The organism is Desulfovibrio desulfuricans, assembly GCF_024460775.1.
Classification (GTDB): Bacteria; Desulfobacterota; Desulfovibrionia; order Desulfovibrionales; family Desulfovibrionaceae; genus Desulfovibrio; species Desulfovibrio desulfuricans_E.
Map to the genome: position 1 here is coordinate 1 of NZ_JANFYZ010000024.1, position 22,558 is coordinate 22,558.

The 22,558-nt window shown below is 60.9% G+C and carries 19 protein-coding genes and 4 pseudogenes; 15 read left to right on the forward strand and 8 right to left on the reverse strand.

Features of this window, described 5'->3' with window-relative positions; all coding sequences use genetic code 11:
- The 6 genes and pseudogenes from NE637_RS14975 to NE637_RS15000 form a co-directional block, all read right to left on the reverse strand.
- Positions 1-319 (reverse strand): annotated as a pseudogene (locus tag NE637_RS14975) (hypothetical protein); the annotation flags it as partial.
- Positions 320-387: 68 nt separating this feature from the next.
- The gene (locus NE637_RS14980; RefSeq protein WP_192112109.1) at positions 388-1,089 is read right to left on the reverse strand and encodes an ERF family protein; all 702 of its coding nucleotides are present in this window, start codon (positions 1,087-1,089) and stop codon (positions 388-390) included.
- A 285-nt stretch (positions 1,090-1,374) separates the two neighbouring features.
- Positions 1,375-2,237: pseudogene (locus NE637_RS14985) on the reverse strand (IS3 family transposase); the annotation flags it as partial.
- Positions 2,238-2,547: 310 nt separating this feature from the next.
- Positions 2,548-3,717 (reverse strand): Fic family protein, encoded by a 1,170-nt coding sequence (locus NE637_RS14990; RefSeq protein WP_192112112.1) that lies wholly within the window; start codon positions 3,715-3,717, stop codon positions 2,548-2,550.
- 763 nt (positions 3,718-4,480) lie between these two features.
- The gene (locus NE637_RS14995; RefSeq protein ID WP_045668273.1) at positions 4,481-4,714 is read right to left on the reverse strand and encodes a DUF2188 domain-containing protein; all 234 of its coding nucleotides are present in this window, start codon (positions 4,712-4,714) and stop codon (positions 4,481-4,483) included.
- Between the two features lie 55 nt (positions 4,715-4,769).
- Positions 4,770-5,204 carry a hypothetical protein gene (locus NE637_RS15000; protein ID WP_011369120.1) on the reverse strand — a complete coding sequence of 145 codons (435 nt, stop codon included), beginning with the start codon at positions 5,202-5,204 and terminating at the stop codon, positions 4,770-4,772.
- A 401-nt stretch (positions 5,205-5,605) separates the two neighbouring features.
- Here NE637_RS15000 and NE637_RS15005 point away from each other — a divergent pair, with 401 nt between their 5' ends.
- From NE637_RS15005 to NE637_RS15075, 15 genes and pseudogenes are all read left to right on the forward strand, one after another.
- On the forward strand, positions 5,606-5,887 hold the full coding sequence (locus tag NE637_RS15005; RefSeq protein WP_192112113.1) for a helix-turn-helix domain-containing protein: 282 nt from the start codon (positions 5,606-5,608) through the stop codon (positions 5,885-5,887).
- Positions 5,888-5,922: 35 nt separating this feature from the next.
- Positions 5,923-6,492: an Hsp20/alpha crystallin family protein gene (locus NE637_RS15010; protein ID WP_092193030.1), complete on the forward strand. Its 570-nt coding sequence runs from the start codon at positions 5,923-5,925 to the stop codon at positions 6,490-6,492.
- 92 nt (positions 6,493-6,584) lie between these two features.
- Positions 6,585-9,434 (forward strand): heat shock survival AAA family ATPase ClpK, encoded by a 2,850-nt coding sequence (gene clpK, locus NE637_RS15015; RefSeq protein WP_227119036.1) that lies wholly within the window; start codon positions 6,585-6,587, stop codon positions 9,432-9,434.
- A gap of 17 nt (positions 9,435-9,451) precedes the next feature.
- On the forward strand, positions 9,452-10,882 hold the full coding sequence (gene cls / locus NE637_RS15020; protein ID WP_129350690.1) for a cardiolipin synthase: 1,431 nt from the start codon (positions 9,452-9,454) through the stop codon (positions 10,880-10,882).
- Positions 10,883-10,909: 27 nt separating this feature from the next.
- Positions 10,910-12,739: an ATP-dependent zinc metalloprotease FtsH gene (ftsH, locus tag NE637_RS15025; RefSeq protein WP_129350694.1), complete on the forward strand. Its 1,830-nt coding sequence runs from the start codon at positions 10,910-10,912 to the stop codon at positions 12,737-12,739.
- Positions 12,740-12,817: 78 nt separating this feature from the next.
- Positions 12,818-13,276 carry a small heat shock protein sHSP20-GI gene (hsp20-GI, locus tag NE637_RS15030; protein ID WP_032174845.1) on the forward strand — a complete coding sequence of 153 codons (459 nt, stop codon included), beginning with the start codon at positions 12,818-12,820 and terminating at the stop codon, positions 13,274-13,276.
- A 22-nt stretch (positions 13,277-13,298) separates the two neighbouring features.
- Complete coding sequence (gene yfdX1 / locus NE637_RS15035) at positions 13,299-14,213, forward strand: heat resistance protein YfdX1 (RefSeq protein ID WP_175658527.1); 915 nt, start codon at positions 13,299-13,301, stop codon at positions 14,211-14,213.
- 102 nt (positions 14,214-14,315) lie between these two features.
- A complete protein-coding gene (yfdX2, locus tag NE637_RS15040; RefSeq protein ID WP_192112116.1) occupies positions 14,316-15,203 on the forward strand; it encodes a heat resistance protein YfdX2 in 888 nt (295 codons plus the stop codon).
- 89 nt (positions 15,204-15,292) lie between these two features.
- Positions 15,293-15,904 (forward strand): heat resistance membrane protein HdeD-GI, encoded by a 612-nt coding sequence (gene hdeD-GI / locus NE637_RS15045; protein WP_016451631.1) that lies wholly within the window; start codon positions 15,293-15,295, stop codon positions 15,902-15,904.
- 79 nt (positions 15,905-15,983) lie between these two features.
- On the forward strand, positions 15,984-17,123 hold the full coding sequence (locus tag NE637_RS15050; RefSeq protein ID WP_192112117.1) for an RNA polymerase sigma factor: 1,140 nt from the start codon (positions 15,984-15,986) through the stop codon (positions 17,121-17,123).
- Positions 17,113-17,553, forward strand: a complete 441-nt coding sequence (trx-GI, locus tag NE637_RS15055) for a heat resistance system thioredoxin Trx-GI (protein WP_012761376.1) — start codon at positions 17,113-17,115, stop codon at positions 17,551-17,553. The genes NE637_RS15050 and trx-GI overlap by 11 nt, the downstream gene beginning before the upstream one ends.
- Positions 17,554-17,556: 3 nt before the next feature.
- Complete coding sequence (gene kefB-GI / locus NE637_RS15060) at positions 17,557-19,272, forward strand: heat resistance system K+/H+ antiporter KefB-GI (protein ID WP_192112118.1); 1,716 nt, start codon at positions 17,557-17,559, stop codon at positions 19,270-19,272.
- Positions 19,269-19,765: pseudogene (gene psiE-GI, locus NE637_RS15065) on the forward strand (heat resistance protein PsiE-GI). Before kefB-GI ends, psiE-GI begins: the two are co-directional and overlap by 4 nt.
- A complete protein-coding gene (locus tag NE637_RS15070; RefSeq protein WP_192112120.1) occupies positions 19,743-20,708 on the forward strand; it encodes a zinc metalloprotease HtpX in 966 nt (321 codons plus the stop codon). The pseudogene psiE-GI and the gene NE637_RS15070 overlap by 23 nt, the downstream one beginning before the upstream one ends.
- 23 nt (positions 20,709-20,731) lie before the next feature.
- Positions 20,732-21,883 (forward strand): S1C family serine protease, encoded by a 1,152-nt coding sequence (locus tag NE637_RS15075; protein ID WP_192112121.1) that lies wholly within the window; start codon positions 20,732-20,734, stop codon positions 21,881-21,883.
- A gap of 18 nt (positions 21,884-21,901) precedes the next feature.
- Here the strand turns inward: NE637_RS15075 and NE637_RS15080 are convergent, their stop codons facing one another.
- Both NE637_RS15080 and NE637_RS15085 read right to left on the reverse strand, forming a co-directional pair.
- Positions 21,902-22,366 carry a lysozyme gene (locus NE637_RS15080; protein WP_192112122.1) on the reverse strand — a complete coding sequence of 155 codons (465 nt, stop codon included), beginning with the start codon at positions 22,364-22,366 and terminating at the stop codon, positions 21,902-21,904.
- A pseudogene (locus NE637_RS15085) lies at positions 22,363-22,558 on the reverse strand (hypothetical protein); the annotation flags it as partial. The gene NE637_RS15080 and the pseudogene NE637_RS15085, both read right to left, overlap by 4 nt.

Genomic DNA, 22,558 nt, shown 5'->3' on the forward strand with positions numbered 1-22,558 from the left:
TGATGGGCACGCCCTGATGCTGCCAGTTAATCTCAAGCTGGGGCAAAATATGCAGGCCCAACGATGTCAGTGCCTGCCCAACCCCAGATTCAAACCAGTGCCCTCGCTGCAGCGTAAGCAGGCGCTCCAGGCTGTTTGTGGTGGGGAGCACCTTTCTGGCCAATGCAGACCGTGGGCATTCCCAGTGCTGGCCGATATCGCTCATTCCCACATAGCAGGAGCGGTCGCCTAGGTGGGCAAGTGTGTCGTTGTGGGCAACGGCCTGCAGACCTTGCCTGATTAACGCCCTCAATCCTTCCGTGCGGTCCATCTGTTCCATGGTTTAGCCTCCATAAACGTGAAAAGGCCGCCATCAGGCAGCCCTTTCACTCGGTGTTTTGATTTTTTCTATGCAGCATCAACATATTTCCACCACAATTTTCTCTGCGGGCTCCAGAGGAAGCCCGAGCCGGTAAGTAATTCCTTTTTGGCTTGTGTATTGCCGGTGGCAATGATGCAAGGGCGTCCGTCCTGAGCTGTAACTTGCTGGTAGGTGACGCCTTCAAGTGGTGGAAGGCTTTCAAGGCTGGATGACGGGCGATTTGAGGGGCTTGAAAGGTTGTTTTTGATGGAAGGCTCGCGTTGCCGCGTTTTTTGCGATCCAGGGGCGATTACGGGCAATTTGGGTCGGGTAGGCGATTTTTTGCCATTTTTAGCCCCTTCGCCATCGTCATCTTCGGTTACCATGCCCAACATGGCGGTTAACGCGTAGCGGCGAGCATAAGTAATTGCCGATCCCATGCCCTGCGGGTCGGCCTTGGGCAAAGGAACCACGGCCAGAGAGCTTTGCCACTGCCCGGACTCCGCATGGGTGAGCTTGGTGACCAGGCCGAGAGAGTTGGGCTGCTCCGCAGGCACAGGGTACTGGCACAGCCAGATGCCGTTTTCGATAAGCGCATCGCGACAGGCGTCCATGACGCTTTTGAGGCTGGCGTACCAGCTTTTGGTAAAAGGATTTTCAGCATCCTTGGCCATAGGTTGCACGGTGCGCTGGACGTTGAGCAAGGCCTTGGCCAAGTCGGTGATGCTTTCTGATTGGTATTGGTTCATATGAAAATTCTCCTTGGATAGCAAAATGACAAACCCCGCCCAGCTTAGCGCTGGACAGGGTTTTCAGGTTGTTTGAAATCTTACTATGGTGTTCTTGAAAGAATAATATATTCTTAAACTTGGATGAATAACAATTTTAGCTACCTGGGGGTGCTTTCGTAGGTCTATCTTCTGCGTTTCGTTCTTAGATTCATATGTCAAGATTGACGGGTTTAAAGCAGAGTATAGAGGTGGTCCCCATTGTTCGGACAGCAGACAGCGATTCGTTAGCTTGTTTTTCCCTTATCAGGCTGCCTTTACAAGCCCTTGTTCGTAGTAAGTGTCCGGAGGCAAGCCTCCCAAGCTGCTGTGAGGCCGGAGCCGATTGTAAAAGTCGATCCATCTGCCGATTTCGGCACGAGCTTGGGAGCCGGTTTCAAAAGCGTGCAGATACACGCATTCATACTTGAGCGAGCGCCAGAGGAGTTCGATGAAGACATTGTCCAGCCAGCGGCCACGGCCATCCATGGAAATGCGGATACCGTTCTCCCGCAAGACATTGGTGAACGCGAAGCTAGTGAATTGGCTGCCTTGCTCGGTGTTGAAGATATCGGGTTTGCCGTGGTTCGCCAAGGCTTCTTCCAGGGCCGCGACACAAAAATCCGCGTCCATGGTGTTGGAAAGTCTCCAGGACAGCACCTTGTTACTGCGCCAGTCCATAACGGCCACCAGGTACAAAAATCCTTTTGCGCATGGGGATGTACGTGATATTCGCTCACCAGACCTGATTGGGTCTGGTGATGGACAATCCCCGCAAGAGATACAGGTAGCGCGTATGCTCTGGATGAGGAATACTGGTTTTGGGCTTTTGGTACACCGCCATCAGCCCCATCAGGCGCATAAGACGCCGAACGCGTTTTCTGCCCACGCTATAGCCCAGCAGACCAGATAATCACGCATCTGGCGCACTCCTAGGAACGGCCATTCGGTAAAGGCTCTGTCGATTTCCTGCATAAGAACAAGAGTCAGGGCCGAATTCGCCTTTGGGCACATAATTAATACAGGCCGGGACGGGCTATTTTGAGCAGAGCGCATTGACGAACCATACTGAGCTGCGCATGGCTGGAATCAACCATGCTCTGCCTGCGGGAGACGCTCACCGCACGCAAAAAGCCCCTCAGACAACCTGGTCTGCACCCCGTGCGTTGGGCGTTCTGAGGGGCTTGGCCAGCGTTTTGGTGGAGCAAACAGCGCTCGACCGCAACTCAGTCTCAAGCTTCAATCTTCCCCGTAACACATTGAAAAACAAGGGATTCACATAGGAAGTCAAGTCGAGCCCCAAGTTCCCACCGAGGAAGCAACTTTTCTCTCCCGATTTCCAAGCTCCGGACGAGGATGCTGGGTTTGCAACCCGCGCGGATACCAGGAACAATCTCCCAACGAATCTGATTCGATTCCGAAAACCGGAATCGAACTGGCCTACCTGCCCGGCAGTTCCGTACCGCGACTCATGATCTCGATATAGCCCGCATAGCTGAACAGGCGGTTGCGTTTCTGGGCGGTCAGCTCCTTGACGATGCCAAGCTGCTCGAGGTGACCGAGCGCCTTGTTGACCGTGGCCGGGGTGATGCCGGTCTTCTCCACCAGCGAGCCCGAGGTGGCGATGGGATGCTCCATGAGTGCCCGGTGAACCTGCAGGGTGGATGAAGCCGCCCGTCCCAGCCCACTGATCTTGTCACGGTCCTGGTTCGACAGGTCGAGGAGCTGCTGGGCCGTTTCCACCGCCTGGGTGGCAGTGACGATCACGGCCTCAGCAAAGAAGTCGAGCCAGGCTTCCCAATCACCGGTCATGCGCACGTTGTTGAGCAGTTCGTAGTAATACTGGCGGTGCGTCTTGAAATAGAGGCTGAGGTAGAGCATCGGCTCCCGCAGCACTTTCTGCTCGCACAGGAGCAGCGCGATCAGCAGACGACCCAGACGGCCATTACCATCTAGGAACGGGTGGATCGTCTCGAACTGCACATGGGCCAGCGCCGCCTTGAGCAGTACCGGGGTCGGCTCCGGCTGGTCGTGGAGGAAAAGCTCCAGCTTGCTCATGCACTCCAGCACTTCTTCGGCAGGCGGTGGAACAAAGGCCGCGTTGCCCGGCCGGGTGCCGCCGATCCAGTTCTGGCTGCGCCGAAATTCCCCTGGGGTCTGATTGCTGCCCCGGCCCTTCTTCAGCAGCACACCGTGGATCTCACGGAACAGCCGCAGCGACAGCGGTAGCCCTTCCTCCAGCAGGCGCAGGCCATGGTCGAGGGCCGCAACATAGTTACTGACCTCCCGCACGTCATCCAGCGGAACGCCGGGCTCTTGATCCAGTTCGAACAGCAGCAGATCCGACAGGGACGACTGCGTTCCCTCGATCATCGAGGAGAGCACCGCTTCCTTACGGACGTACATATAAAGGAACAGCGAGGTGTCCGGTAGCAGGGTCGAGACGCTGTCCAGCCGCCCGAGCGCCAGCAGCGCCTGATCGAACTTGCTGCGCAGCTCCGCCGTCCACTCGATGGCTGGACGTGGCGGCAGCGGCGCGGGCACGAAGGCCTGGGCCTTCTCACCCACCGTCGATATGGTCACGTATCTGCCTTGGAGTTCTCGCTTCATCCTGCCCGCCTCGAACCTAAAATAAGGTTCGTCTTTATTTTATTTTCATTGCACATCCTAAAATAAAGAATCGGGAAGGAAAGATCAAGCGGATTTCCTGAACGGCCACTTCGATTTCCTCAGACGAGCGTTCGACGCTGCAACACATCTGCTAAGCGGAAAAAAATTACAACCACGGCTCCGATTTTTCGATTGCCGGAAATCTCCTGCCATCAAAGGGTTTCTGGCCGTTGGCCGGAATGGGCATTCTCCGGGGGTGGGAAGTACAGTTTCAACCCCATTTCCTTTTCGGGGTCACTTTCGGACCTGCGTTTTCTCTGTCCCACCGAAAAATCCTCGAACTCGTCTTGAACCACTCTTGAAGCTCAACCCATTGAAAAATCTGGGTTTCGATGCGAGGCGGCTTTGGCGGAAGGTCGGAAACGCGGGAAATCCGGGTGAATAATTTTTGCGGATTTGAGGTGAGTCCGATTTGCGTTAGCTCTCAGACCGGCAAAATCGGAGGGAACGACGACCTACCACAAAACAGTCTCAAAGCCCGCGTTCCTCGTAACTCCTTGATAATAAACTCCGAAGTCATCTCGCACAACCATTTCCCGACAATCCGACCAGAGAAACGATTTTCTCCCCTGATTTCCCTGCACCGGACGAGGGTGGCGGGTTGCAGTAAAAACGGATACCTGGGGCTTTTCATCAACAACTTCGAATCCGGTTTTCGGACGCCGGTTCAGTTCCCAAAACGGGAATCGAATTGATCCTGACATCATCCCTTCGGCGGACACGGATCGTTCCCGTGGCTGTCCTTGTTCTGGATCTTCCCGTCCTTGCCGTGGATGTAGAACTCGGTGCCTTGGTTCTGGCTGATCTTACGCCCGGCATCGACGGCATCCTGCTTCTTGTCGAAGTGGCCGCTGCTGCGGGTCGCGCCGTCTTTCTTGACGTCCCAGCCGCCGTCGGCGTTGGGTACGACATGATGTGATCCTGGTTTCTTTGGCATGGTCGCCTCATATTTCATGGTTTCTGTTGATATGAGTTGCACCAACCGTTCTCCGCTACGATTGCATCAGCATCCGCTCCTCAGCATGGTCAACGCGCCACTCCTTGCTTCGGTCATCGGTCAGGATCACGGTGAAAACGGACCTACCAATCGAAGCAGAACGGCCGTCTTCAGAATAGTCATCAATCCCGAAGTGGGCAGAGAGAGACGCCGTAACCACAGCGCCAGGTGGTGCCAGTTGCCCGGCGTTTCGGAGGAGTGTTCTCTGACACATACTGGCAAGAGTCCGGTTCCTCTCAATGTCGAATTCCGATGGTTCGATTCGCAGTTCCAGGAGGTCAATTGCCACCGTCAGCAACTGGTGCTGATACGCCAGCCAGGCATAATGCTGGGCCGAACAGGCAAACATATGAGCGATGCCGCTGGCGAAGCTCTTGATATGCTTGCGGCCCAATTTTTTCTGCTCGAATGGTGTATCTGCCGTTACCATTGATCAATCCTCGCGCTTTGACTCAACCAGACAGGTTCACTCCGGCTGCCAGGCGCAATCTGCCCAGTGCGCTTCGTAGCGTTTCACAAAGTCTTTCATCTCCCGGATGTTGGCGGCAGGTTCGCGGCAAGCCCGGGCGCAGGTGGAAACAACATCCCGGTAGAACCGAACGGCCACGCCCGATGACGATGCAATAACAAAAGTCCCGATCAACCCGCTGCCGTCGTCACCGGATCGGGCCAACCCGGCCATCGCCCTTGAAGATTGGAGTCACATCCATCGGCCAGCAGGTCGCTGGATGTTGATTCTTGACTTTCGGCATGTTAGGCATAATATTATGCAAAGTCTTGCAAGAATTTCCTCGAGCGAGGCCGCGTGACGTCGGAACTTGTGGGGGTGGTATGACAGCGCGCCAGCAGGCGATCTTCACACTCGACGAGTTGGCTGCCTACTTGAAAGTCGGCAAGCGGACGCTTTACCGGCTCGCCTCGCACGGGGAGATTCCGGCCTTCAAGGTCGGCGGGACGTGGCGGTTTCGTCAAAGTGAAATCGATCGATGGATCAATGATCAGATCCAAGCAGGCAGAAAGAAGGAGGTGATACGCACAGATGAGCAGCCAAAGTCAGTGGAACACTCCGTGTCGTCTGGGCGCGCTGTCCGTCGCCGCAGGCAAACGGAGTGAGCGAGAGTCTTCAATTTTTCTTCTGGAGGTGTGACATGGACATTGATTTCAAGAAATTGGCTCCCTGGAACTGGTTCAAGAAGGAGCAGGAAGAACAACAGAGCACTGCCTCGCTGCCGGTGCAGCGCAATGACCTGCCGGTGGCGGGTGGGCCCGTCAGTCCCATCCTGCAATTGCATCGCGAGATCGACCGCCTCTTTGACGATGCATTTCGAGGCTTCGGCTTTCCGGCGCTGGCCATGCCGCGATGGCCGTCGGACTGGCCGGGCCTGCTGAAGCCGGCACTTGACATCCAGGAAACCGACAAGCTGTATAAGATTTCTTTGGAGGTTCCCGGCGTCGAGGAAAAGGACATCCAGATCACGCTCGACAACGACGTGCTGCTGGTGCGCGGTGAAAAGCGTCAGGAGCAGGAAACGAAAGACGGCGGTTTCCACCGGGTGGAGCGCTCCTACGGCAGCTTTCAGCGCGCTCTGAACCTGCCGGCCGATGCCAACCAGGACACGATCAAGGCCGCTTTCAAGAACGGCGTGCTCACGATCACGATGGAAAAGCGCGAGGCCAGTGCGCCCAAGCAGGGCCGCTCGATCCCGATCAACGGCTGACGCTGGTCGGCTCGCTTTTCTCAAAACCACAAAAGGATGAGCCGCCGTGATCGGCGGCGTCTCATCAAATCAATCTTTACAGGAGCATCAGCATGGCCAGAAAACAATGCCAGGTCTGCGGCCAGCCCGCCACGGTGCGGGTGGAAGCCAATCTCAATGGTCGCCACAGCACCATGCTGTTGTGTGACGATCACTATCGCCAACTGGTGCGCCAGCAAAAGCGCACCGTCTCACCGCTGGAAGCCTTGTTCGGCTCGCGCAGCGGGCTGTTCGAAGACTTCCTTGGCAGCGACTTCTTCCGCATCGGTGACGACGCACCGTCCATGGCGGCCGATACCGACGAGGTCGTCGATGCCTCGTTCGGCGAACCCGCCCCGGCCGGTACGGGCACCGCGCGCCGTCGCGGCAGTGGGCTCGCCAGCCGTATCAGCGAACAGTCCGAGGCCCTGTTGCAGGAAGCCGCCCGACACGCTGCAGAGTTCGGGCGCGCCGAAGTCGATACCGAACACCTGCTGCTGGCGCTATCCGACAGCGACGTGGTCAAGACCATCCTGGGGCAGTTCAAGATCAAGGTCGATGACCTCAAGCGACAGATCGAATCCGAAGCCAAGCGCGGCGAGAAGCCGTTCGAGGGCGAAATCGGCGTGTCGCCCCGGGTCAAGGACGCGCTCAGCCGCGCTTTCGTGGCATCCAACGAACTCAGCCACTCCTATGTCGGCCCGGAGCATTTCCTGATCGGGCTGGCCGAGGAAGGCGAAGGCTTGGCAGCCAACCTGCTGCGCCGTTACGGCCTCACGCCGCAAGCGCTGCGCCAGCAGGTGAGCAAGGTGGTCGGCAAGGGGGCCGAGGATGGCCGCGCCGAGACGCCGACCAACACGCCCGAGCTGGATAAATACTCGCGCGACCTCACCAAGATGGCGCGCGAGGGCAAACTCGATCCGGTCATCGGCCGTGCGCAGGAGATCGAGACCACCATCGAGGTGCTGGCCCGGCGCAAGAAAAACAACCCGGTGTTGATCGGTGAGCCCGGCGTCGGCAAGACCGCCATTGTCGAAGGACTGGCGCAGCGGATGGTCGCCGGCGAAGTGCCCGAGACGCTGCGCGACAAGCGTCTGGTCGAACTCAACATCAACGCCATGGTGGCAGGCGCCAAGTACCGCGGCGAGTTCGAGGAGCGCGTGCAGAAGGTGCTCAAGGAAGTGACCGAGCACCAGGGCGAGCTGATTCTCTTCATCGACGAGGTGCACGCCATCGTCGGTGCAGGCCAGGGTGGCGGCGAAGGCGGGCTGGACGTGGCCAACGTGTTTAAGCCGATGATGGCGCGCGGCGAACTGAACCTGATCGGCGCCACCACGCTCAACGAGTATCAGAAGTACATCGAAAAGGATGCCGCGCTGGAGCGCCGCTTCCAGCCGGTGATGGTGCCCGAGCCGACGGTAGCGCAGACCATGATGATCCTGCGCGGCCTGCGCGACACCTTCGAGGCGCACCACAAGGTCAGCATCACCGAGGATGCGATCATCGCCGCCGCCGAGTTGTCGGACCGCTACATCACCGCGCGCTTTTTGCCTGACAAGGCCATCGACCTGCTCGACCAGGCGGCCGCACGCGTGAAGCTGTCGGCCACGGCCCGCCCGGTGGCGGTGCAAGAGCTGGAGTCCGAACTGCACCAGCTGCGGCGTGAGCAGGACTATGTGGCCTCGCGCAAGCAGTACGACAAGGCCGCCGAGCTGGGCAAGCGCATCGAGGCCAAGGAGACTGAACTCAAGAAGCTCGTCGAGGAATGGGAACGCGAGCGCGCCTCGGGCAGCGCCGAAGTCAAGGCCGAGCATGTCGCGCAGATCGTCTCGCGCCTGACCGGCATTCCGGTCAACGAGCTGACGGTGGAAGAACGCGAGAAGCTGCTGCATCTGGAACAGCGGCTGCATGAGCGCCTGGTAGGACAGGACGAAGCAGTACGTGCCGTGGCCGATGCCGTGCGGTTGTCGCGGGCGGGGCTGCGCGAGGGCAGCAAGCCGGTTGCTACTTTCCTGTTCCTCGGACCGACCGGCGTGGGCAAGACCGAACTCGCCAAGGCGCTGGCCGAGTCGATCTATGGCGATGAAGGTGCGCTGCTGCGCATCGACATGTCCGAGTACGGTGAACGCCATACCGTGGCACGCCTGGTGGGCGCGCCTCCGGGCTATGTGGGCTATGACGAGGGCGGCCAGCTCACCGAGAAAGTGCGGCGCAAACCCCACAGCGTGTTGCTGCTGGACGAGATCGAGAAGGCTCACCCCGACGTCTACAACATCCTGCTGCAGGTGTTCGACGACGGGCGGCTCACCGACGGCAAGGGCCGGGTGGTGGATTTCACCAATACCATCATCATCGCCACCTCGAACTTGGGCTCGGACATCATCCAGCGTCGGCTGAAGGCCCGTGGCGCCGCCGGCGAGGAATACGAGAAGACCAAGTCCGAGGTGATGGACGTGCTGCGCGGACACTTCCGCCCCGAGTTCCTCAACCGCATCGACGAGATCATCGTCTTCCATGCGCTGGGCAAGGAGGAGATCCGCCATATCGTCGGCCTGCAGCTCGATCGTGTGGCCCGCAACGCCGCCAGCCAGGGCGTGACGCTGACCTTCGATCAGACCTTGATCGATCACTTCGCGGAGGAAGGCTACAAGCCCGAGTTCGGCGCGCGTGAGCTCAAGCGGCTGATCCGCAGCGAGCTGGAGACGGCACTGGCGCGCGAGATGCTCGGTGGTGGCATCGGCAAGGGCGATCACGCCAACGCCCGCTGGGATGACAAGGCCGAACGGGTGGTCTTCGAGCGCCAGGAGCCGCCCGCGAAGCCGGTCGAGCCTGAAAAGCCCGATGCCGCGAACGTGGCCGAGGCACCGCCTAGCGACGAGAGCAAGCCTGCGCGCAAGAAGAAGCCGGCGGGCGGCGAATCTTGAGTCATGAGGAGGCTGTCGTGTCCGACCCCAACGGGCTGACATGGGCAGCCACCCTCGTGTCGCTGGCGGTCGCTATCCCCATAGCGGGGCACGCGGTCATCTACAAGCGTGACCCTCGATCGGCCACGCTGTGGGTACTGCTGATCGCCTTGTTGCCGCTGGGCGGTTCGCTGCTGTATGGGCTGTTCGGCATCAACCGTTACCAGCGGCGGGCGCGGCGGCTCTTCCCGGGGGCAGATCCTGCTGTTCGGCAGGACCTCTCGCCCACGATGCCCGAGCCCGTATCGCCGCCGCTTGCCGGCCTGGCGTACCTGGTGGGACGCGCCACCGGCCAGTCGCTGACCAGCGGCAACCGCATCGAGCCGCTCATCGATGGCGAGCAGGCCTACCCGGCCATGCTCGCCGCCATCGAATCGGCGCGGCACAGCGTCGCGCTGGCTTCGTACATCTTCGACGGCCAAGGCATCGGGGCGCAGTTCGTCGATGCGCTGCGCCGGGCTCATGAGCGCGGCGTGCAAGTGCGGGTGCTGATCGACGACGTCTATGCCCGCTGGAGGCCCCGCAGCGCCTACCGCGCCTTGCAACGCGCCGGCGTTCCGGCGGCGACGTTCAACCCGACGTTGATTCCCGCGCGCCTGCATGGCGCGCATCTGCGCAATCACCGCAAGCTGCTGGTGATCGATGGCGAGACGGGTTTCACCGGCGGCATGAACATCTTCAGCCCGTATTGGCGGCCCGATGCGCCGGAGCAGGCCTGTCACGATTTGCACTTTCGTCTGCGCGGGCCGGTGGTTGCGCATCTGATTCGGTGCTTCACCGACGATTGGTGCGATACCACGGGCGAGCGGCTCAACGAGGGTTTCTGGGGCGAACCGCCCGCAACGGCTGATGAGCAAGGAACCTCTTGGGCGCGCGGCATCGAGGCCGGTCCCGATGAGGCCCTGGACAGGATGCGCTGGACCTTCATGGGCGCTTTGAGCGCGGCGAAGCATTCGGTGCGCATCTGGACACCTTACTTCGTGCCCGATCAGCCGATGATCGCGGCGCTGAGCACGGCCGCGTTGCGCGGCGTGCGCGTCGAGGTGCTGACGCCTGCGAACGGAGACCATCCCACGGTGCAATGGGCGGCGCGCGCCCACTACTGGCAGGTGCTTGAGCACGGTGTGCGCATCTTCGAACGGCCGGGCCCGTTCGACCACAGCAAGCTGATGCTGATAGACGGCCAGTGGTGCTGCCTGGGTTCGGCCAATTGGGATGCACGCAGCCTGCGCCTGAACTTCGAGTTCAATGTGGAGGTGTACGACACCGCGTTGTCTACGCGGCTGTCATCCCTTTTTGATGCCGCCCGTGATGCGGCGGACGAGATATCGGCGATGGCGTTGCGCGCCCGCCCGCTGGCCATCCGCTTGCGCGACGGGGTGGCCCGTCTGTTCACTCCCATTCTCTAGCGACACGACTTGCGAGGAACATTGCCCATGGAAAAGAAAGATCAATGGAACATTGGCTACTGGATCGTCGCCGGCCTGTTGCTGCTGACGCTGCAGAACTACTGGCAGGCGGCCAAGACCGTCGAGCCCGTGCCCTACAGCGAATTCGAGAAGGCGCTGGCCGAGGGGCGCGTCGCCGAAGTGCTGGTGTCGGACCGCACGGTCACCGGGCGCCTGAAGTCGCCGGACAGCCGGGGCAAGACCACCATCGTGGCCACCCGCGTCGAACCCGACCTGGCCGAGCAGCTGTCGAAATACGATGTGTCCTACGCGCGAGTGGTGGAAAGCACCTGGCTGCGTGATGTGCTCTCCTGGATTCTGCCGGCCGTGGCCTTCTTCGGCGTCTGGTTCTTCCTGTTCCGCCGCTTCGCCGAGAAGCAGGGCATGGGTGGTTTCCTGAGCATCGGCAAGAGTCGCGCCAAGGTGTTCATGGAGAAGAACACCGGCGTCACCTTTGCCGATGTCGCGGGTGTCGATGAGGCCAAGGCCGAGCTGGTCGAAATCGTCGACTTCCTGAAGAACCCGCAGGATTACGGCCGCCTCGGCGCGCGCATCCCGAAAGGTGTGTTGCTGGTTGGCCCGCCCGGCACGGGCAAGACCCTGCTGGCCAAGGCCGTGGCGGGCGAGGCCGGGGTACCGTTCTTCTCTATCTCCGGCTCGGAGTTCGTCGAGATGTTTGTCGGCGTGGGCGCGGCGCGGGTGCGCGACCTGTTCGAGCAGGCGCGCGGGCAGGCGCCGGCCATCATCTTCATCGATGAACTCGACGCGCTGGGCCGTGCACGCGGCGTCGGCGGGCCCATCGGCGGCCACGACGAGCGTGAGCAGACGCTCAACCAGCTGCTCACCGAGATGGACGGCTTCGACAGCTCGGTGGGGCTGATCATCCTCGCCGCCACCAACCGCCCCGAAATCCTCGACCAGGCGCTGCTGCGCGCCGGCCGCTTCGACCGCCAGGTGCTGGTGGACCGGCCCGACAAGAAGGGACGGCTGGACATCCTGAAAGTCCACGTCAAGAAGGTGACGCTGGCTCAGGATATCGATCTCGAACAGGTGGCTGCGCTGACCACGGGCTTTTCGGGTGCAGACCTCGCGAACCTGGTCAACGAGGCCGCGCTGGCCGCGACCCGGCGCAAAGCGTCCGCCGTGGAGTTGCAGGATTTCACCGCCGCCATCGAGCGCATCGTGGCGGGCCTGGAGAAGAAGAACCGATTACTCAATCCCAAGGAGCGGGAAACCGTGGCCTATCACGAGATGGGCCATGCGCTGGTGGCGCTGGCGCTGCCCGGCACCGACCCCGTGCACAAGATCTCGATCATCCCGCGCGGCATCGGCGCGCTGGGCTACACCTTGCAGCGCCCCACCGAAGACCGCTTCCTGATGACGCGTACCGATCTCGAGCACAAGATCGCCGTACTGCTGGGCGGGCGTGCCGCCGAAAAGCTGGTGTTCGGCGAGTTGTCTACCGGGGCGGCGGACGATCTGGCGCGAGCCACCGACATCGCCCGCGACATGATCACCCGCTTTGGCATGGACGAAGGACTGGGCTACATCGCCTTCGAGGCGCAGCGGCCACGCTTTCTCGATACACCGGAACTGGCCCACGGCGGCTGCCGGGTGGCCGAATCGACCCAGGCGCGCATCGATCAGGCCATCCGCGACATCGTGATGGGCGTGTTCGAGCGCGCCTACCGGATCCTCGACACCAACCGCGCGGTGCTGGAGCGTTGTGCGCGCGAACTGCTGGCGCGGGAAACGCTCGACGAGAACGACATCCTTCAATTGACCCAAGGACTTGTTCTTGATAGAAACGAAAAGTAGTAGGCGCTGTTCAGAGTGAACCGGCGGCTCTGTTCGGTGCGTCATCCAATTCGCCGGCATTGTTCAAGGAGAACCGATATGTCTGCATTGACTCCGTGGGACCCCTTCCGGGAACTGGATGAATTGCAAAACCGCCTGGCGACGATGTTCGGACGGACACCCCAGCGACAGGGCGCCCGTACCGGCAACGAAGCCATGACCACGGCGGACTGGGCACCAATGGTGGATATCAGCGAGGATGAGAACGCATTCCTCCTCAAGCTGGATCTGCCGGAGGTCCCCAAGGATGCCGTGCGCGTCAGCGCGGAAAACGGTGTGCTCACCATCAGCGGCGAGCGCAAACTGGAAAAAGAGGAGCAGGGCAAGAAGTTCCACCGCATCGAACGTGCGTATGGCCGCTTTGTGCGCAGCTTTGTCTTGCCTGACAACGTTGATCCGACCAAGGTGACGGCTTCCATGAAAGACGGCGTGCTGGAAGTGCGGCTTGTCAAGGCCGAGCAAGCCAAACCGAAACAGATTGAAATCTCAGTCAACTAACTTTAATTAGGAGCCCAAGATCATGAATATCAAACAGCCACAATACATCTTCTCCGCACTTGCCCTGGCGGTCGTCGTCGGACTGAGCGGACCGGCTCTGGCCCAATCGGCGGCAGGTTCTAGCCCAGGTGCTGCAGCACCCTCTGCCGCATCCAAGGCGGCACAGCCACAGGTAGATGACAAGGTCGCCCGGGAAGCCGCGGAAAAGCGCGCCGAACTCGCCCAAGATGCAATCACTGCGCTGGCCAAGACCCATGAGGCATTGATCCTCCTTGATGCAAAGAAGACCAAGGAGGCGCTCGCTGCGCTGGAACTGGCCAGCGGAAAGCTGGAACTGGTATTGGCGCGTGACCCAAAACTTGCTTTGGCGCCCGTCGATGTACGCGTCATCACCCACGATATCCACGCCAACGTGGAATCGGTAAAGAAAGCGGTCAAGTTGTCTCAGGAGTTGTTGGGTGATGGCGAGGTGCAAAAGGCCCGGCCCATCGTTGCCAATCTGGCCAGCGAAATCGTGATCGAAACCGACAACCTGCCGATGGCAACGTACCCGGCAGCGATCAAGTCGGCCGCACGGCTCATCGACAGCGGCAAGATCGACGACGCCAAGGCGGAACTCGCCCGAGCACTGAACACGCTGGTGGTGACCTCGGTCGCCTTTCCTCTGCCCGTGCTACGGGCTGAAGCCGCGATGGCAAAAGCTGAAAAGCTGGCCGAGACCGACAAGCGCGATGCCAAGCAGAACGAGGAGCTCAGCGCCCTGCTGGCCTACGTGCGCACGGAAATCGAGCTGGCGCAGATCCTGGGTTATGGCAAGAAGGCGGATTTCAAACCCATCTTCGATCAGGTGAAGTCCATTGAGCAAAAGTCGGCTGGTGGCAAAAGCGGCAAGGGATGGTTCGACGAGTTGAAGACGCGCCTCCAAAAGCTGTTTTGAGGTGATGAAGGGGCCGACTGTTCGGTCGGTCAGTCTCGCGATGTTCGCAGTCAGCCCCAATAGATTCGCCTATTTTCACTAGCTCATACGAGGCATATCACCATGAATGAGCAAACATCGAATCCCAATGCGACGAACGAAGGAATAAACGAACAGGCCGCGGTAAGCAGCCTTCCTGTCAGTCCAGAGGCCAAGCCTGAAGTCGTCACGGAGGTACAGCCTGAGGTTCAGAAGGAAATGGACTCGCAGGCGGCAGACAAACGTAAACAAGTCCTCGATGAGGCCGTCTCGGCCTTGGCGCTGACCAAATCAGCGCTGGCCGCACTTGACGGCAAGGACGCTGCACGCGCATTGGCAACGCTGGCCGAAGTGACGGGAAAGCTGGAGCTGATCGTTGCGCGCGAACCCACGCTCGCCCTGGCCCCCGTTGATGTGCGCACCATCGTGCACGACTTGTTCGCCAACACGGAAACCATTGAGGCGATGACCGACGAGGCGCTGGATGCCCTCAAACATGGCGAGGTGCAACAGGCTCGCCACGTGCTGGCTTTGCTGGCCAGTGAAATCGTGATCACGGTCACCAACATCCCTTTGGCGTCCTATCCCGCAGCCGTGAAGGCAGTCGTGCCGCTGATCGATAAGGGCAAGATCGAAGAAGCCAAAGCCGCGCTGCAGGCAGCGCTCAGCACGTTGGTCGAGACGCGCAGCGTGCATCCGCTGCCCGCCCTGCGCGCCAGGCTGCTCCTGAAGCGCGCCGAGACCTTGGTAGAAGATGGTCAGCGGAGCGAAGCGTCCAATGAGCGCCTGGAGACATTATTGAACGAAGCGCGGCAGCAGTTGGAAATGGCAGAACTGCTGGGCTATGGAAAGAAGAAGGACTTTGAGCCCCTGTATGCTGAACTCAAGAAAGTCAAGCAAAAGACGGCTGGGGGAGGCGGCGGAAAAGGCTGGCTCGATGAAATCAAGGCAAAGCTGTCCAAGTTGTTCTGAAACCGCTGGAGAGGGGGCGCATAGCGCCCCCTCTCTTGTCCCATGAGCGTTTGATTTTTTATTTTGTATAGATCTTTAGGAGATATTGCATGAACACAGACACCATCGCTAATTCCAATGCGGATGACCCCACCAAAGCACTGTGTTCGCTGAGCCAAAATTGGTGGCTTTTTGTGCTGCGCGGTGTCTTGGCATTGATTTTTGCAGCCCTTGCGTTCTGGATGCCACAATCGGCTCTGTTGGCCATGACCATCATGTTCGGCGCATTTTCCTTGGTCAATGGCGCTTTCAACTTGGTTGCAGCGGTGCGCCATATCCAGAAAAAAGAGCGCTGGGGCTGGCTGCTGTTCAGCGGCATTGTCGGCATACTTACCGGCGTCGTCGTCCTGGTTGCTCCTTGGGTCGCCACGATAGTCTTGGCTTCTTTTTTATGGGCTAGCGTGGGCTTCTGGGCGATTTTCACCGGTGTGCTGGAGATATCCGCCGCCGTTCGGCTGCGTCAAGAAATCAAGGGTGAAATTTGGCTTGCCTTCAGTGGACTGCTCTCGATTGTCCTTGGCGCTATCGTCTTGTGGATATTTTTTTCCCGTCCGGTCGAGTCATTCCTGGCCGCAGGCTGGCTGTTGGGCTTCTATGCGGCAGTCTATGGTGTCACGCTTTTGTTCTTGAGTTGGCGTCTTCGCAAAACGCGCCAGGGATAAGAGCGGGTCAAACTAAATTCTATGGATATGAGCATCCTCGATTCATACCTCCATAGAAATGACATCGAAGGAGTCATACATGCAGATGCAATATAGCTCTATCGACAAAGAGTTTCATGAACCTTGGCAGAGAGCTTTGGGAAATGTGATCGAGCACGCCCTCAAGCCATTGCTCGACAAACACACTAAAGATTCAGTGCGACTTCAAATCGTCCTTGATCGCGACAAGATCAAGCGGCAATTTCTGGCCAGTGGCTATATGCACCTGCCCGGCAAAAAGACTGTCAGCGTTACTGCATCACATGACGAGCTGACGCCCCTCGCGCAGATGCTCGCACAGTCGTTGTTCCGTCAGGACAAGAAGCATTTTGACCGACTGCATGCTCAGGATCAAATCAAGCGCAAAGCACGACGCGAGCGCTTGCGCGAGCTCAAGGTGCGGATTGCCGCAAAACCCGCATCAGCCGCCCATGAGGCCGAGGTGACCCGAATGCCTCTACTGTCGAAACTTGAGGCTGTCGCAAGGCGTGAGCTGGCTTATCTGCGGGCCGTCGGCGATCTACCGCGCGATTATCCGACGCTGCGCGACGTGGTGGATGAAGCGATTGTCCAAGCTGAGGTGGAATGGCAATCCGTGCCGGAAGAAAAAGCGGCTTACTTCGGTCTTCTGAAGCATCTGTTCGCCGTCCTGGATCACGAAGTGGCAAACAGCCGGCAATTTGGCGAATTCGTTTCTCTGGACGCGCCGGTCGAAGCGGATGCCCAGGACGTCGCCGAGGCCATGGTGGAAGAGGAAGTCTTCGAATTTTATCAGCCCGATGACACACTCAGGCTGGCCGATATCATCGCTGACAGTCAGCATCCCGATGCCGCAACGATCGCGGAACAGGAGGAGCTAGTTGATTGGTCGAGCGAGTTCGCTTTTGCATTCGACCTACTGAAGGACATGCCGCGTTTGTGGCGGCGCATTTTTCTGCTTATCCGTGTGGACGGGCTGGATGCCAGCAGCGTCTCTGAAATCCTGCTGATTCCTAGTAAGGAAGATACTGTCCAAAGGTGGCTGATGCAGGCCGAAGCGTTCATCGCTGCTCATTTGGAAGAGGCCGGAGTAAGCAAAGACGGGAACGATTGGCTCCAAGGCGTTGATTGGTCGGCATTGTCTGTGACCCGAAGCGCGGCAGCCTCACTGTGGTCCAAGGAGGCGAACCATGAAGAATGATCTTCACCTCGTCTGTCCGCATTGCCAGTCCATCAACCGCGTACCGACTGCGAAGCTATCGGAACATCCCAACTGCGGCCGCTGCCAGCAGCCCTTGTTCACGGGCGAACCCATCGAGTTGACCACGGCGACGTTCTCGCGCCACGTGGAGCGCAGCGACCTGCCACTGTTGGTCGATTTCTGGGCACCTTGGTGCGGGCCGTGCAAGATGATGGCCCCGCAGTTCCAGCAAGCGGCGCGCCAGCTCGAACCCAGGGTCAGGCTGGCCAAGGTCAATACCGAGGCAGAACCCCACCTGGCCGCGCAGTTCGGCATCCGCAGCATTCCGACGCTCGCCCTGTTCCAGGGTGGGCGGGAGATCGGGCGTCAGGCCGGCGCCTTGGGCGCGCAGGACATCGTGCGCTGGGCATCTGCACAGGTGGGGCGCTGACCGATGCAGGACTTGCTCGGCGCCACCCTGATCCTGCTGGCGGCATGCAGCCTCGCGGCGGTGGCGACGGCGGCGTTCAGAGTACCCGCCTTGCTGGGTTACCTCGCCGTCGGCGCCTTGCTGGGCCCTTCGGTCAGCAGTGTAGTCGCGCCGGGAGAAGCGCTTGATTTTCTGTCCGAGCTGGGCGTGGCCCTGCTGCTGTTCATGGTTGGGCTGGAGTTCTCCCTCGGGCACTTTTGGCTCACTCGCAAGACCGTACTGGTGGCTGGCAGTTTGCAGATGGTCGTTGTGGCCGCACCTCTGACCCTGATGCTGATGGGGTTGGGGCAGCCAGCTCAGAGCGCTGCGCTGCTCGGCGCTGCGGCGGCCATGTCTTCCACGGCGCTGGTCAGCCGGCAGTTGGCCGACCAGGGTGAACTCACCACACGCCATGGCCGCAGCGCCATCGCCGTGCTGGTCTTTCAGGATCTGGCCAGCGTGCCCCTGTTGGCCTTGCTGGCGATCTGGGCGCGCGGCGAGTCGCCGAAGGTCGAGAGCATGCTGCTCGAAGTGTTGGGCGTGCTGGTGTTGTTCGCAGCAGCGGCGGTTGCTTCGCGCCGTCTGTTGCATGGCCTGCTGGGCTGGGTGGCGCGGCGGGGCCACGAGGAATCGTTCGTGCTCGTCTCCTTGTGCGTGGTGGTGGCTGCCGCCGCCTCTGCGCACGCGGTCGGCGTATCCGCCGCCCTAGGGGCCTTCCTCGCCGGGATGGTGCTGGGCGAGAGCGACTTCCGGCACCACATGGAAAGCCACCTCAGGCCGTTTCGCGATGTGTTGTCGGGCGTGTTCTTCGTGACCATCGGCCTGCAACTGGACGGAGCACAGATTCTTTCGGCACCGCTGACGGTGTTGGCGTGGCTGGCAGTGCTGGTACCGGTCAAGATCGGGCTCAACACCCTGGCCTTGCGGGCGACGCGCCTGTCCGCCCTCGATGCCTGGCGCACGGGCATAGCGTTGGGGCATGGCGGCGAGTTCGCCCTGCTGTTGTTGGGCATGGTCTTGCAGCAGCATCTGATCCCCGCGACCGTCGTACAACCCATGCTAGTTGCGCTGGTGCTCAGCATGGCCCTGGCACCGCTGCTGATCCGCCATCACGATGTACTTGCCCGGTTCTTGAGCCGCACCGGCGGCGTCATTCAGCCACCCCAGGCTGAAGAAGTCGAGATCGCCGCGCAGACAGCGCGATATCGAGACCATGTCATCGTTTGCGGCGCGGGCGAGCTTGGCCTGACCGTCAGCGAGATTCTTCGCCACGCCGGCGTGGCGCATCTGCTGCTGGAGGCGGACGCGCAGAAGGTCGAGGCCGCGCGTGCCGCCGGCGCGCCGGTGTTCCATGGCGATGCCAGTCGGCCCGATACCTTGCTGGCTGCCGGCTTGACGCATGCGCACATGGTGGTGCTGACGTTCGCCCATGCCCAGCAAGCGTTGCGCATCGCCCAGGCGATTGCCGAGCGCCGTCCGGCGCTGACCTTGTGGGTGTCATGCAGAAGTACGACCGCGGCCGATGCATTTCGCGCCATGCCCAACGTGCGCGTGTATCAGCAATCCTTTGCCGCAGCTATTGGGCTGGCGGAACAGGTGATGTCGACGCTTGGCATGTCGACCGAGCTGATTGAAGGACACATCAGCGCAATGCGCCGCCGTCTCGACAGCAGCCGTTTTCCAGGGAGTTCATCGTCATGAAATCAACACGCCTTAACCCATTTCAGGTCTTCCGTGACCAATGGGCCATCATGAGTTTTTACGAGCGCTTCGAGCAGGTCGTCGCCCTCGTTCTGTCGGCGGTGATTGCCGTCATCATCGTGGTGTCGCTGTTCCAGCCATCGCCATCGTCTTCACGCTGCTGGTCCTCGATGCCTTCAATCCCCTGGATCACAAGGTATTCCAGAGTGTGTTCGGCATGATCATGACGCTCTTGATCGCGATGGAGTTCAAGCATTCCATTGTTCGCGTGGCGCTGCGTCGGGACAGCATCATCCAGGTCAAGACCGTGATCCTCATCGGTCTGATCGCGCTGGCGCGCAAGTTCGTGATCCTTGACCCCGAGGCGAGCCCCGCAAAGATAGCCGCGCTGGCAGGCGCCACGCTGGCTCTGGGTGCGACCTACTGGCTGCTGCGCAAGCGCGGCGACCGCGCCGCCGAGACATCTGAGCATGATCCGTCATCATCCCAATGACCCGCGCGCGGCGTTGTTGCAACACCGCTGGCTCAACCGCCTGCAGACCGGGCTGTTGATCCTGACCCTGGTCGGGATCGCAGCCGCCGCAGGAAGCCTGCTGTTCGGGGAAAGCGGCCTGTGGCTCACGCTGTTTGCCGTTGCAGGCACGCTGCTGCTGGAACCGGCAGCCGCATCTGCCTTGACCTTGCGCCTATACCGCGCCCGGGCGCTGCACCCGCACGAAGCCCCGGAAATTTGGGCCCTGTTGCACGAGCTGTCCGTCCGTGCCGGTTTGCCCGCAACGCCGGTGCCGCACTACGTGCCCAGTGCCGTCGTCAACGCCTTCGCCACCGGATCGAAGCGGGAGGCATCGATCGCCCTCACCGATGGCCTGCTGCGCCGCCTGAGCCCACGCGAGCTGGCGGGTGTGCTCGCGCACGAGATCGCGCACATCGCCAATGAGGATCTGCGCGTCATGGGGCTGGCGGATTCCGTCAGTCGCCTCACGCGCCTACTGGCCCTTATGGGACAGATCGCGATCCTGCTGAGCCTGCCCGCGCTGCTGGTTGGCGCGGCGGAGGTCTATTGGCCTGGTTTATTGTTATTGGCCGCATCGCCCCAGCTGGCCCTGCTCGCACAGCTCGGCTTGTCTCGCGTGCGTGAGTTCGACGCTGACCGCCTCGCGGTGGAACTGACCGGCGACCCGCAAGGGCTGGCGTCCGCGCTGGCGAAGATCGAGCGGGTCAGTCGCTCCTGGCGTGCCTGGCTGTGGCCGGGATGGGGCAATCCCGAGCCCTCCTGGTTGCGCACGCATCCGGCAACGCAAGAGCGCATCTCACGCCTGCTGACGTTGGCGCCCAGGCCAGCATCAGCGTTGCCGTTTCACGAGATCCATTCCTTGCCGGAATCCGCTGTGACGCTGCGCCCCCCGCGCTGGCGCCCGAGTGGACTGTGGCGCTGATTGCCCTCAACAGGAGACTTCTCATGGCCTACCCCGACCCGTACGCGCGCCCGCCACAGGACCACTTTATCCGTCGCTGGCTCTTCATCACCGTCTGCATTGCCGCGCTCATGCTGCTGTGGCAGTTTCTGCCCGCTATCGAGGCCTGGTTCAGTCCGCGCGAGGTGGCAGAACGCACCGTGACGGCGCGTGGCGATCTGGCGGCGGACGAGAAGGCCACCATCGAACTGTTCGAAAAATCGCGCGCCTCGGTGGTGTATATCACCACCGCACAGCTGGTACGAGACGTCTGGACGCGCAATGTCTTCTCCGTGCCGCGCGGCACCGGCTCGGGCTTCATCTGGGACGACGCCGGCCACGTTGTCACCAACTTCCACGTCATCCAGGGTGCGTCCGAAGCCACCGTCAAACTCGCCGACGGCCGCGACTACCAAGCCGCGCTGGTGGGGGCAAGCCCCGCGCACGACATCGCTGTGCTCAAGATCGGCGTCGGTTTCAAGCGCCCGCCTGCCGTGCCGATCGGCACCAGCGCCGACCTCAAGGTGGGTCAAAAGGTCTTTGCCATCGGCAACCCCTTCGGCCTGGACTGGACGCTCACCACCGGTATCGTCTCCGCGCTCGACCGCTCGTTACCCGGAGAAGCGGGCGGCCCGGCCATCGATCACCTGATCCAGACCGACGCCGCCATCAACCCTGGCAACTCCGGTGGGCCGCTGCTCGATTCGGCAGGAAGGCTCATCGGCATCAACACGGCGATCTATAGCCCCTCCGGCGCCTCGGCCGGGATTGGTTTCGCCGTGCCGGTGGACACCGTCATGCGCGTAGTCCCGCAACTCATCAAGACCGGTAAGTACATCCGTCCGGCGCTGGGCATTGAGGTGGACGAACAGCTCAATCAGCGCCTGCTGGCGCTGACTGGAAGCAAGGGCGTGTTCGTGCTGCGTGTTACCCCTGGTTCGGCAGCGCACAAGGCCGGCCTCGCGGGTGTCGAAGTCACGCCACAAGGCATCGTGCCCGGCGACCGCATCATCGGTGTTGATGGCAAGGCGACGGACGATGTGGCTAAGCTGCTCGCGCGGCTAGACGACAGGAAGGTCGGCGATGTGGTGGTCTTGTCAGTGGAACGGGCCGGCAAAACGCGCGAAGTGCGTGTGGAGCTGCAACCGGGGATTTGATTGAATCGACCCGGTCTATCAGGCGGCGCGGAGCAGGCAAGTGGCCTCAGCCTCCCGCCGCGTGACAAGCCCCGGCAGCACCCTGCCGCCGCCATAGACCCAGCGCCGCAGCTCTTGGCCCGCACTATGCCAGTCCCGCTGGTTTATCCGCCGCCGCAGCGTCGACGTTTGAAGTCGCCCCGCGCCGAGGTTGAAGGTGAAGTCGACGATGGCCGCGAGTCGCTTTTCTGGCTCGGTGGCCAGCACCGGGCAGTAGCGCAGCGTCGCGTTCAATGCCGTCATGAGGTCGGCAGCCAGGTAGCGCTCTGCGTCGGTCTCCGTGATCGGTGGGTGCTTCGGATCGCAGAGGTGGCCGTAGCCGATGGTCCAGTAGCCGGCTGGGCAGACGTAGGGATGCGCGCGGCCGGGATCGTTCTTCGGCACGCGGTGAAAGCCCTCGAAACGCTTGGCCAGATCGATGGCCGCCTGCGGAACCGGGATCACGACCGCACCCGGTCGAACACACGTCCGAGGAACCAGAAGTTCAGCACGCCGGCCCACAGGGCTTGGTCGGCCTCTTCGACGCGCTTGAAATGCCTTGTGCAGTTCTTGCCGGTTCCGACCAGATACTCCTGGGCAAAGTGAGGTAGGTCGTCAAATTCGAACGCCATGTTAAGCGGCAATCGGCAGCTTTGG